We start from the raw sequence: 11,775 nt of genomic DNA, 5'->3' as shown, positions 1-11,775 counted from the left end.
CATCATTGTATGAAAACAGTGTTTTAGTTTTCATGGGAGTTTTTATCTTCCGGCAGATAAACCGTACTGTGGCGGTGCCCGTGGAGGGGATCAAACTCAACAGCGGGAACGTTTTCTACTAAATCGTCGGTGTCCCGATACTCCACAGGGAGATCAGAATAATCTTGAAGATCGCGATACACTTGGCTATACAAGCCCTTGGCAAAAGGCAGCGCCAACAGCTCATGGGAATATATCGTCACTTCCTGCCCCTTCTGACTGTAAAGAAAAAAGCCATACATCTGGTCATAATGGTTGTTCACAATCACCAGCCAGTAACGGGTATTGGGTTCCCGAGTGAAATAATGGTCATACCGGTCCAATAACAATTTACTCTCTTGCAGCATCTGCACCTATCCCTTCACGCATGGTGGCCGCCAATTAAGTCGGCCCGGTCGATGGCCGTGCCGCCGGCCGTCTTGCTGGACGCCCGCACTAGTGCTTTGATGCCAAAGCGCTCCTGGATGCGGTCAATCACCTGATCCAGCTGGGCCCGTTGGAGTGTGCGTTCGCCCCGTTCAAAGAGACTCAACTGCAGGCTGTGCTGATCCGAAATCCGATTGCAGCGTACGCCCACATTGCGGATCGGCGTACCGTCCCATTTCTTATTAAATAGATGCACAGCGGTATCCGCAATCTCGTTTGTCAAATTAGTGGGGGTCACATGCATCTGGGCCCCGAAGAACCCCCGACGATTGTCCCGTTCCTCGGCATAGCCGATGCTGATACCGACGACTTCGCATTGGACATGGTGCTGGCGCAACCGGGTCGCCACTTGGTTAGCAATTTCGCGGATGATCGTCTCACAGTCTCGAGCCGTGACATAATCCCGCATCAGGACTTGGGAGTTGCCGTACCCCCGATTTTCACTCCGGGGCACGTAGCGATGTTCCAAATTGGAGTAATCAATGCCCCAAGCGTGGTAATACAACTGATCACCCAAAATACCGAACTCTTGGTGCAGCTTCTTGATGTCTGCCTGGGCGAGTTGTTTAACGGTATCAATCCCCAAATTGTGTAAGCGAGTCGCCAACCGATTGCCAATCCCCCACATGTTATCGATTGGATTGATTTGCCAGACCGTCTTCGGCACTTGGTCATAATCCCACCAGGCGCGCCAGGGGGCTTCTTTTTTGGCCGCATTATCCAGGGCTAACTTAGCCAATAGCGGATTAGGGCCCATCCCCACCGTGGTGACGATGCCGGTTTCGGTGTACACCTTGTGCTGAATCCGGGCCGCGATCTCATCGTCATCGCCAAATAAGCGATGGGAGCCGGACACATCGAGAAAAGACTCATCAATGGAATAGGGAAACCAGTGATCCCGGTCGGTGAATTGCTGATAGATGTGGTTGATGCGCATGTTCTTGGCAATGTAGTCGGCCATGTGAGGTTCACCGATTTCTAACTTCATCTCTGGACGCAGTTCGAACCGCCGGGTGCCCAACTTCACACCGTACGTTTTTTTACTATACGGAGATGCCGCCAAGACCAGCCCGCCCTTGCTCTCTTCCCGGGACAGCACCACAATATTGGCCCCCAAGGGTGCAATCCCTCGCTTGATGGCCTCCGTGCTGGCATAGAAAGATTTGCAATCAATGCACATGAAGTCTCGGCGGGGCAAAGCCGTAGGATCAGACAACGGATTATTGGTCGCCATATGTGGTCACCCCTTGGCGATACCACTTATCAGGCGCGGCCAGCTGCACATTGCGAATCTGGTGCGGGTCAACTTGCCGGGCGCCATCGTCGGTATATACCAGTACACAATCGTCGTCCGTGAACCCCGCCACAGTGCCTACGATATCTGGGACCAGGTGGTCGTTATGCAAAATAGCCAATTGGATATGGGCTGTCACGCCAGTGAGATAGGCTTCGTCCAACGCATCCCCAATGGTTCGTTCGTCCTGGGGTGCCCGGGGCACACTAATCGGTTCACCTGTCACTTCGTCCTTTTCCAATGCCTTGGTATGGTCGCTTAGAAAGAAGCCCAGCCATTTTACCATTCCGCGATCAGGATATAACCATTTACTGCGGGGCGGATCATAGATATTCGCCATCACGCACACCTGCCATTCTTTAAGTTTGAACGCGTGTTCGTATGTTTCAAATATACGGCATCGCTCAATTAAAAGCAAGCATGTGTTCGCCTTTTTTCTTAAGAAAACTTTTGTCAAAGATTGTTGCAAGAAAAAGGAAGAAGCGTAACATGGGTGCTGGTAATTAGCTAGACCAGTTACCGGAAGGAGATTATTCACATGTCTAAGATCAGTCGTGCGTTGTTGGCCGCCACCCTCATGAGTGTCGGTGCCTTAGCCACTACACCAATCACTACCCACGCCGCCACGAACGGCGCCAGCACTGTCCAAACCACTACCGATCCCTTAACCACTGTTAAGGAACCTAATATTGTCATTATTAAATCGGCGCAGGCCAAGGTCTATTCAAACCCGCAGCTCAGTCAAGCCACGGGACGCACATTGCCCTTTGCTAGCAGCTGGGCCGCCACTGCGGTCGCCAAGAATACCGAGACTGGTACAGTGACGGCCTACCAGGTCGCTACGAATCAATGGATCGCAGCCAATGATATCACTACGCAGGCCGATTTCGTGGGTGTTCAGCAGCCCGCAACCGGCGTCATTTACATCTCATCCGCCACGAGCAAGACTTATGCCAACCCTGATTTAACTGGTCAGGCCAATGGTTCTTTACCCTTTAAGAGCGGTTGGAAATACACCGCTGTCTTCAAAAACGGTTATGGCCGCATCATTTCCTATCAGGTCAGCACCCATCAGTGGGTCCCGGCAGGTAATGTTCAAACCGATAGTCACTTGGTCATGAGCCTTGAACCCGGCCGCGGAATTCTGCGGATTACGAAAAAGGGCGGGGCCAGCACATATTCTGCGACCGGCCAAGTCAACGGTCATCTGGCATATGGCTCTCGCTGGCGCTATGCTTGGATTCTTACGGATGCCACCCGCAAAGTCGTCGCTTATCAAGTCGGCGGTAATCAGTTTGTCACACCGGAAGATTCGATCGAATCGAAATAAACAATTACTGAGGCATAGAAAAAAGGACTCGCGCAAAATGCGGGTCCCTTTGCTATTCGTTAATAATAAGTTTACTTGTTGTCCGGCCACCATAACTTAATTAATCCTTGGGTACCCAAATCGCCTAAACCGTCTTCGTCCACCATTACTTCGTATAGGTGTTCAGCTTCCGCCGTACCTGGCAGCTGCAGATGCATCCGCGCTGCTTCGTTCAAAGCAATACGCAGGTCTTTCAAGAAATGTTTGGCGAAAAAGCCCGGCGTATAGTCGCCCTTCAAGATACGTGGGCCGTAATTACTGAGGGACCAATTGGCCGCCGCCCCGCCGCCAATGGTATCCAAGGCCTGGTGCAGATCTAATCCAGCCGCCTTGGCGTATACCAGCATTTCAGTCATGCCCATCATCGTCCCGGCAATCATAATCTGGTTGGCCATCTTCATGTGCTGCCCACTGCCTGCGGGACCAAAGAGATTGACGGATTGACCCATCATTTGGAAAATCGGCAGCATTTTGTCAAATGTGGCCTGATCCCCGCCGACCATAATCGTCAAAGTACCTTTCTTGGCGCCAATGTCACCACCAGATACAGGCGCATCAAGGGCAGCAATACCTTCCCGAGAGCGGGCTTCAGCATCAATCTGCTCAGCAGTCTCCGGTGAACCAGTGGTCATGTCGATCACGGTCAAACCAGCGTGGGCGCCAGCAAAGACGCCATTGTCGGCAAAATAAACTTGTTCCACATCCTTGGGGAACCCCACGATGGAAATGAGGACATCGCTGTGGGCGGCCAGTGTCGCCGGATCGTCTGCCCATTTTGCCCCAGCGTCCAGAACTGTTTGGGCATGGGCTTTGGTCCGGTTATACACCGTGACATCGCTGCCTGCTTTTAACAGATTTTGAATCATGCCGGTACCCATCACGCCAGTGCCAATGAAACCAATTCTTGCTGTCATATGCTGCCTCCTATTTCTTTTCCTTCACGATATAGATCGGCCGGTTTTTAACCTCTAAATAAATATTACCGATATACTTACCGACAATGCCCAAGAAGAATAGTTGCAACCCGCCCATGGCTAAGATAATGGACACCATGCTGGGCCAGCCGGGTGTCGGATCACCGTGTAAGGCCGCCCGAATGATAATGAACAGAAGCGCAATGATTGCCCCAATGAAGGACAGCATGCCGACAAACGAGGCAATCGCCAGCGGGACTTCAGAGAAAGCCACGATTCCATCCAAGGAATACTTAAATAGACTCCAGAAACTCCAGTGGGTTTCGCCAGCCACCCGTTCCACATTTTCATAAGGAATGTACTTGGTCTTGAAACCGACCCAGCCAAAGATGCCCTTAGAGAAACGGTTGTATTCAGTGACGGATAAAATGGCATCCTTGACTTGTTTCGTCATCAGCCGATAATCCCGGGCACCGTCCACCACTTCGGTTTTGGAGATCTTATTGATGAGCCGGTAAAACATGCGGGCAAAGAATGACCGAATCGGCGGCTCACCAGCCCGGGTCACCCGGCGCGTGCCGACCACATCATAGCCTTCATCTAAAATACCCGCGAGCATTTGCGGCAGTAAATCCGGCGGGTCCTGCAAGTCCACATCCATCACGGCAATATACTCACCGGTGGTATTTTGCAGGCCGGCATAAAGCGCCGCTTCCTTGCCAAAGTTACGGGAGAAGGAAACGTAATGGACATGGTCAGGATCCTTCGTTTGTAACTGACGCATTTCGGTTAAGGTGTTATCTGAAGAACCATCGTTTACAAAAATGTACTCGATATGGTAATCTGCTAACTTCTCGGTCACGATCTTTTGGACAGTATCGTAAAAAATGGGTAAGGCCTCCTGCTCGTTATAGCAGGGGACAACAAGACTGATTGTCGTCAAAGTGTCGGCTCCTTTTGTTAAAATCACCCAATTGGGTTGACGAATTATTGCACTGTTGATATTAATGCCTGAATGCTTCAATTTTAGCAGAGATTGGCCATGTGTGGGGACTTTCCGTGAGTGATTTTTTGCACAGAATGACCGCGGCAGGTTGGTAACGTGCCCAATTCATGCTAAAATTTCTCTAGGAAGCGTGAGGCTGAGCCAACAAAAATATGCGTATGACGCGATTTTGGCTGGTTCGACATCCCACAAGGAGGAACTTTAATCGTGAAGAAATTTGGAATCGGGATCGCCACCGGACTGGCCCTGTTTGCGTTAGCTGGCTGCCAGCCGCAACAGGACCATAGTGCCGATGCGGCCCAAAGCACCACCCAAACTAGTACCAGCTATACCGCCATTGTCCGGGCTGGCCGGGCGGCGGTCAGCAGTAAAAACTATGATCAGGCACTGGGTTATTTCCAAAGTGCCCTCTTAACGAAGAAAGGCGACAAGAAAGCCACCGCATTGGTGAAACAGACTCAAGCGCTAGTAGAGGCGCAAAACAGTCTGAGCAAGAATAATTTTGCCGTGGCTAAATCGTCTGCCGCCAGTGTGGCGAAGGTCACCGATGGCGACAGCAGCTTAAATAGTGCCGCCGATGAATTGCTGACTTTGATCAACAAGACGCGCACATCATATGACACTTACTCCAACAGTCTGCAAAAGGCCCAAACTGCCTATGATCAAAAAGATTATGCTGGGGCTGTCACGCTCTTGAACCAATTGGTGAACCAAAGTGACATCAAAGACAGCTACTATTCCGTGATTTACACTGGTGCGCTTCGTTTACAAGTCTCCGCCGTGCAGGCACAACGCCAAAATGACGGTTCGACTGGAAGCAGCAGCGCCAGCAGTTCATCTAGTGCTAGTTCCAGCGGCGAGTACAGTGTGGACAAGGATGATACGGAAGTGGATGGTCAAAAGATCACCGCCGCCCAAATCAAACAAGCCCGCCAGGATCTGAAGGATCAGGGTGTTGATCCGGCCCCGTGGTCCGACCTGGATATTATGAAGGCCATCAAGGTCGCCCGGGCGGCGGGCCGCACGAAGATCACGCCGCAGGATGCAGGCTTGAAGTAAAAATATTTGCGAATTGATTTTTAACAACTCAAAAGGATTGGAATAAAAGCCATCGCCGATGGCCGTGCCAAAGCTCCGCAATCTCCGGCTGAATGGGCTGGAACGCTGTGACGGCGGTTTGAGCCCGCAAAGACCGCGGTCTCAAACACGCCTAACCGCATCCGCGCAAAAAGCGCGCGGTGCGGTTTCCACAGCTGAGCCCATTCAGCCTCCGATTGCTCCGCATTGGCACTGGTTGCATTGGTATTCAGGCTTTTGTGCCAGTCCTTTATTTTTTCAAAATGGAAGGATAAAGACTCATGACCAATTATCGGTTAACTACTGCAGCGGAACGGGAACAGTTTTATCAGTTGTATTTGTATGCCTTCAACCGGGAAGATTCTGCTCATCGCCAACACTATTTCTTTGAGCGTTATGACAATGGCTGGGCTTACGGAATCAAAAACGGCAACAAATTGGGCAGCGGGTTGTACGCCCTGCCCTTCAATGTGAATTTCCATGGTGTGCCCTTCAGAATGAATGGCATCGGCGATGTCATGTCGGCGCCGGAATTCTCTGGCCGTGGGGGTGCGGGCACTTTGCTGAAAGCATCTTTACAGGAAATGCTTGAGAAGCATGTGACGTTGGCCTACTTAGCCCCTTTTTCCTATGAATATTACCGGCGCTTTGGCTACGAACAAGTCTTCGACCGGATGCGGTACACGCTGCCGGGACGCCAGGTGCCGCTCTTTCATCCGCAGCACCAAACCGGGACCGTCCAGCGTCTCTCTTTGGCAGAAGCCTTGCCATTGATCAAGCCGTTTTATCAAACCCGTACAGCCAGCTTCACCGGCGGAGTCGTGCGGGAAGACTGGTGGTGGGATCACCTGGTACTGCAAACGCGGCGGGATGCAGCAGTGTATACCGATGATCAGCACCAGGTCCAAGGGTACATTATTTACACCCGGGACAGTCAAGCTATGACCGTAGAGGAATGGTACGCCGCCACCGGGGGTGCGTGGGAACACTTGATGGGCTTCATTTTGCGGAACGGCAACTCGTTTGCAAAGTTAGTGTTTGAGGATCAAAATTCCCGTTACCAAGCGGATTGGTTCCCGAATCCGGATAGTGTCACGGCCACCGTCACGCCTTACATGATGGCCCGAATTGTGGACTTGGCCGATTTCTTCACCCGCTATCCATACACCGGCGACACGCTGGCACCGGTGACACTGGCCGTCACTGATCCAGTCTTACCGGAGAATCAGGGGACCTGGTCTCTCGGCATGGCCCATGGTCGCATTGCCGTTCAAAAAATCGGTACTGAATTGGCTGAGCAGGCGGATATTCACATCAGCATTCAACAGTTGGTAAAGGCGATGTTTGGGACCCAAAGTTTATCCCACATCGTATTTGTCGGCCAAGCCACGGGTAACGCCGCCGCAGTGGCTCGACTGGACGCTTTGTGCCAACATGACGCGCCAATGCTCAACGACTACTTCTGATTAGCCGCTTCTTTCAGTGCTTGGGCCAAGTCAAAGGGTTGGCGCAAATCAAAGGGAATTGGTTGGCCCAGAGTCATTCGTCCCGGGGTGACGTGGGTACCATAAGCGAGCACGTGAACCCCGGCGGCTTGAGCGGTATGAATTGCTGTCGCCAGGGATTCTTGGGTGGTTCGGTTGATCGTGACAACCTGAATATCTGGAATCTGCACCAAAAATAGCAGGTAGCCAAAATAGCCATGGTACACGGCATCGGTCAGATCACGGACATGCTTTTCTCCGCGGATCGTTGGCGCATCGGGAAAGGCCGCGACATCGTCATGCCAAAGGGTGACCCCTTTCACTTCTAAGAAGAACGGCTGGCGGCCATCACCGGTGCCAAAGAAATCGAAACGGGCATCTTGATAGACAGTCTCCGGCCGTACTAGGGTAATCTGGCGGATACCGGGCAGTGCAATCACATTTTGGCGCAGTCCGTCCCCCACGACAGCATTAGGTGCCTGGGAATCAATATTGATCCACCCTTTGGCGGTTTTGACTGCCACCAGATCGTACTGGGTCTTCCGCTTGGGATTCGTCGCCGGGGCGAGTGCCACTGTCCGGCCGTTCACCAGAATATTGGTGCGGCCGGTATTTTTGACATGGACTGTGACGGTCTGCTGGTCTAAGACTACCTGCGCCACAAAGCGATTCGGCCGGTCGATGAATTTTGCTAAAACGATGTTTGGATAGTCCATAGTCCTGTCCTTCTTTCGTGCTTTGGACTGATTTTGCTCCGGCGGTGTAGTCGCCGGGGTCCAGAGCAAGTATACTAAGAATGAAATCAAGTTTTGAAAACAAGCATTTTCTAAATACGTACTCTCAGAAGGGAGTTTTTCACCATGCAACAATTATACACAACGATTCGCCGTTACAGTTGGTTGCAATCCATCGTATCCTTGGCGCTGGGGGCATTCCTACTATTGATGCCTAATCTTGTCGTGACTGGAGCGATTTACATCGTCGCCGCCTACATCGCGGTACAAGGTGCCATCAGTTTGATTGCTGGCTTGCGGGCCAACAAAGATAACCCGGTCCAGAATAATCGTCCAGCCATTACCCTGGGGATTGGGATGCTGGTCGCCGCCCTATTAGTTCTCTTTATGGCAAAACCGCTATTGGCCTCACTGCCGTTCATCCTCGGTCTGATCCTGATCTTCACGGGAATTTCTCGGGTGGCTAATGGCTTCACCCGTAAGGAATACGTCAACGTGACGCCGTGGCCGATGGTGGTCTATGGTGCATTATTGATCCTCTTGGGTGTCGTGTTGGTAATCAACCCGTTTGGTTCTCTGATGATGCTGTTCCGCTTCTTCGGCGGTACAATGATTGCCATGGTCATCATGGACTTCTTTGCCGGTCGTTACTACAAAGACCGTTGATCTCAATAATTTAATCAACGACTCCAGCGAGACTCATCTCTCGTTGGAGCCTTTTTTATGTGTCACAAAAATAATTTCCGGTTGGCTTGAAAAATGTAACATATAACGTCAAAGCCTGTTCCCATATGGGTTTTATTGGTCTCGACCATTACTCCACGCACGCTTGTTTGTGCACGCTTCCGGCGAGTTATGATAAACTTAATTTGTTAGTGAAATTATTAAGGTTTACGCTTCTTTGAGATCGATATTGGGGGTTTTACGTCTTGAAAAAACATCATATGCGTCAAGGGCTTACTACGATGATGTCCACTGCTGCGTTGCTTGCCGGTGGCGCAATTGTTATGCAGCATTCCACACAAGAAGTCCACGCGGCCACCAATAATTGGGTGGAAGTGCAATATACTTCTTGCCTGCGTCAAGGACCGGGAACACAATACGGCGTCAGTCGTTATTTGCAACCTGGGGAAACTTATAAATATTTTGAGACCCGTCAAGCAGGCGGCTACACTTGGTATCGAGTTTCTACCACGGACTGGGTGGCCAGTGCCGGTGTTGTGGATCGCACAGGGACAAGTTCCGCCAGCACTGATAATAATAGTAGTCAATCAAGCAGTACAAGCAGCCAGGGCGTCGTCCAGATTAATTACGCTTCTAATTTGCGGCTTGGTGCTGGTTTGAATTACGGTGTCTCCCGTGGACTGGCGGCTGGTGATACTTATAAGTATTACGAAACTCGGCAAGCGGACGGTTATACATGGTATCGTGTGTCTCCTTCTGAATGGGTAGCCAGTGCTGGTGCAAGTGTATATACCGGTGGTGCCACGAATAATAATTCTAACAACAGCAATAATAACAGTGTGCCTGACAACAGCCTGAACACGAGTCAAGGGGTTGTGACAATCAGCAGCACCGGTAACTTACGGCAAGGCGCAGGTACCAGCTATGGTATTTCGCGCACACTTAATGCTGGCGAGACCTACCAATACTATGAAACGTGCCAAGCAGAAGGCTATACCTGGTATCGGGTATCTCCTTCTGAATGGGTGGCCAGTGCCATTGCCAGTGTCGGCACCAGTGGTGGTAGTTCAACTGGTGGCAACAGTGGCAGCGGCAGTGCTAGTTTGCCCAATAGTGCGAAAGTCAGCGCAGTGATTAATTTAGCCCAGCAACAATTGGGTAAGCCCTATGTATGGGGCGGTAAGGGACCCGATGTGTTCGATTGTTCTGGTCTCATGTACTATGTTTACCTCAACGCCACTGGTATTAATATTGGTGGTTGGACTGTACCGCAAGAGTCTTCTGGTACTCAAGTATCTTTGAATGCGCTCCAACCCGGTGATATTCTTTTTTGGGGACCACAGGGTGCTACATACCACGATGCATTGTATATCGGTAACAATCAATACATTGCGGCACCCGAGCCGGGCGATGTCGTTAAGATTCAGACAATGAGTCAAGGATTCATGCCCAGCTTCGCGGTGCGTGTACTTTAAGATTAGGTCATAAAAATACCCGTCCATCAGCAATTGATGAACGGGTATTTTCGTGGCTTACTTTAAATTAACGGCCCTGCTTACTGGCATTCAATTGCCGGTAATATTCTGGCGTACCTGGTGTCGCGGTGGGTTGACTCGGGCGAGAAATGCTTTGCCCACCCATGGGTGCAACTGGCGCGGCAGAAGCCGCTTCGGCATCATCCGTATGGACTGTGGACGCTACATTCGCAGTGGCATCACCGAAATTCGGGTTAAAATCGCCCCGGGCTTCTTGTGCTTCCAAGCTTTGCGGTGCTTTGATCTTTTGATCCAACTCGTTCACGATCGAAGTCGCTCCAGTGGTATCCGAGTTATCGGTCTTGAAGATCTTAGTCGCAGTCGCGGCTTTCACAGCACTGTCCATCTTATCAGTGGGCATCACGACTGTATTGGCTCTGCTATTCGCCAACCGAGCAAAGGCGGCAATCTGTTGCAATTGGACGTATTGTTCAGTGGTCAAGTTAGCTGCTGAATAAGCATCCAAGATTTGGGTGTTGGCTGCAGCTTGCGCTTCGGCAGCCCGGGCAGTGGCATAGGCCTGGGCATCGGCGGACATCTTCGTAGAATAAGCGTTGGCTTCGGCTTCTGTCTTAATGGCAAAGGCTTGCCCACTGGCCCGGTTCTCGGCGGCTGTCCGTTCACCTTCAGATTTACTGATTTCAGCTTGCTTTTCCCGATCGGCAGTCAGCAGCTTGTTCATGGCTTGCTGAATCTGGGGATCTGGTTGCAGACCGAAGATGGCGACGTTATCCACTTTCAACCCGTAAGCGGAAGTGGTTTCTGCTAAGGATTCAGACAGCCGTTGGTTGATGGTTTCAGTCCCGCCTAATACGGCGTTCAAATCCATTTGCCCGATGATGGAACGTAATGCCGATTGGGCATCCTGAATCATGGATTCCACTGAGTCGGAGTTTCCGAATTGGAATTTGTACGAATCAGTCACATGGTACTTGATTTTTTCCGCCGCTTGAACAGTGGCGTTATCCTTGGTAATCAGCGGCTGTTTTTCAACATCCAATGGTTGCAGCTGCATGGAAACGACATACGCACGGTTCACAATCGGGATTAAGAAATGCAATCCTGGTTGCAGCGTCTTGGTGTATTCCCCGAACCGGGTCACCAATGCTTCGGTCCCAGATTCCACAGAAATGAATGTGTGGAAGAAGAAGTAGAGTAACAGTAAAACAATGATCGCCACAATGACGAGGGTGATATATCCAGCCATAATGAA

12 protein-coding genes are annotated in these 11,775 nt (G+C 51.0%); 5 read left to right on the top strand and 7 right to left on the bottom strand.

Annotated features, from left to right (window positions below):
• Positions 1-23: 23 nt before the first annotated feature.
• The 3 genes from FD09_RS09055 to FD09_RS09045 are packed head-to-tail and all read right to left on the bottom strand — an operon-like array spanning position 24 to position 2,099.
• On the bottom strand, positions 24-386 hold the full coding sequence (locus FD09_RS09055; protein WP_057820586.1) for a hypothetical protein: 363 nt from the start codon (positions 384-386) through the stop codon (positions 24-26).
• Between the two features lie 14 nt (positions 387-400).
• A complete protein-coding gene (locus tag FD09_RS09050; protein ID WP_057820585.1) occupies positions 401-1,699 on the bottom strand; it encodes a Y-family DNA polymerase in 1,299 nt (432 codons plus the stop codon).
• A complete protein-coding gene (locus FD09_RS09045) occupies positions 1,686-2,099 on the bottom strand; it encodes a hypothetical protein (protein WP_057820583.1) in 414 nt (137 codons plus the stop codon). The genes FD09_RS09050 and FD09_RS09045 overlap by 14 nt, the downstream gene beginning before the upstream one ends.
• 198 nt (positions 2,100-2,297) lie before the next feature.
• On the opposite strand from FD09_RS09045, the gene FD09_RS09040 reads away from it, so the two are divergent.
• Positions 2,298-3,089 (top strand): hypothetical protein, encoded by a 792-nt coding sequence (locus tag FD09_RS09040; RefSeq protein ID WP_057820581.1) that lies wholly within the window; start codon positions 2,298-2,300, stop codon positions 3,087-3,089.
• Between the two features lie 71 nt (positions 3,090-3,160).
• On the opposite strand, the gene FD09_RS09035 is transcribed toward FD09_RS09040, so the two are convergent.
• Complete coding sequence (locus FD09_RS09035) at positions 3,161-4,042, bottom strand: NAD(P)-dependent oxidoreductase (RefSeq protein WP_057820579.1); 882 nt, start codon at positions 4,040-4,042, stop codon at positions 3,161-3,163.
• A gap of 10 nt (positions 4,043-4,052) precedes the next feature.
• Positions 4,053-4,985, bottom strand: a complete 933-nt coding sequence (locus tag FD09_RS09030; RefSeq protein WP_057820577.1) for a glycosyltransferase family 2 protein — start codon at positions 4,983-4,985, stop codon at positions 4,053-4,055.
• Between the two features lie 270 nt (positions 4,986-5,255).
• On the opposite strand from FD09_RS09030, the gene FD09_RS09025 reads away from it, so the two are divergent.
• A complete protein-coding gene (locus FD09_RS09025; protein WP_057820576.1) occupies positions 5,256-6,107 on the top strand; it encodes a hypothetical protein in 852 nt (283 codons plus the stop codon).
• A gap of 299 nt (positions 6,108-6,406) precedes the next feature.
• A complete protein-coding gene (locus FD09_RS09020; RefSeq protein WP_057820574.1) occupies positions 6,407-7,591 on the top strand; it encodes a GNAT family N-acetyltransferase in 1,185 nt (394 codons plus the stop codon).
• Here the strand turns inward: FD09_RS09020 and sfsA are convergent.
• Positions 7,582-8,325: a DNA/RNA nuclease SfsA gene (gene sfsA, locus FD09_RS09015; protein WP_057820572.1), complete on the bottom strand. Its 744-nt coding sequence runs from the start codon at positions 8,323-8,325 to the stop codon at positions 7,582-7,584. The two genes, FD09_RS09020 and sfsA, sit on opposite strands and share 10 nt — an antisense overlap.
• Before the next feature lie 144 nt (positions 8,326-8,469).
• On the opposite strand from sfsA, the gene FD09_RS09010 reads away from it, so the two are divergent.
• The gene (locus FD09_RS09010; RefSeq protein ID WP_057820570.1) at positions 8,470-9,009 is read left to right on the top strand and encodes a DUF308 domain-containing protein; all 540 of its coding nucleotides are present in this window, start codon (positions 8,470-8,472) and stop codon (positions 9,007-9,009) included.
• Positions 9,010-9,272: 263 nt separating this feature from the next.
• On the top strand, positions 9,273-10,502 hold the full coding sequence (locus FD09_RS16975) for an SH3 domain-containing C40 family peptidase (RefSeq protein ID WP_057820568.1): 1,230 nt from the start codon (positions 9,273-9,275) through the stop codon (positions 10,500-10,502).
• A gap of 67 nt (positions 10,503-10,569) precedes the next feature.
• On the opposite strand, the gene FD09_RS09000 is transcribed toward FD09_RS16975, so the two are convergent.
• Positions 10,570-11,769 carry an SPFH domain-containing protein gene (locus tag FD09_RS09000; RefSeq protein ID WP_057820566.1) on the bottom strand — a complete coding sequence of 400 codons (1,200 nt, stop codon included), beginning with the start codon at positions 11,767-11,769 and terminating at the stop codon, positions 10,570-10,572.
• Positions 11,770-11,775 lie beyond the last annotated feature (6 nt).

Origin of the sequence: Schleiferilactobacillus perolens DSM 12744 (assembly GCF_001435585.1) — a bacterium.
In the GTDB taxonomy this organism is placed as follows: domain Bacteria; phylum Bacillota; class Bacilli; order Lactobacillales; family Lactobacillaceae; genus Schleiferilactobacillus; species Schleiferilactobacillus perolens.
This window is presented reverse-complemented; position numbering and strand designations above follow the sequence as displayed.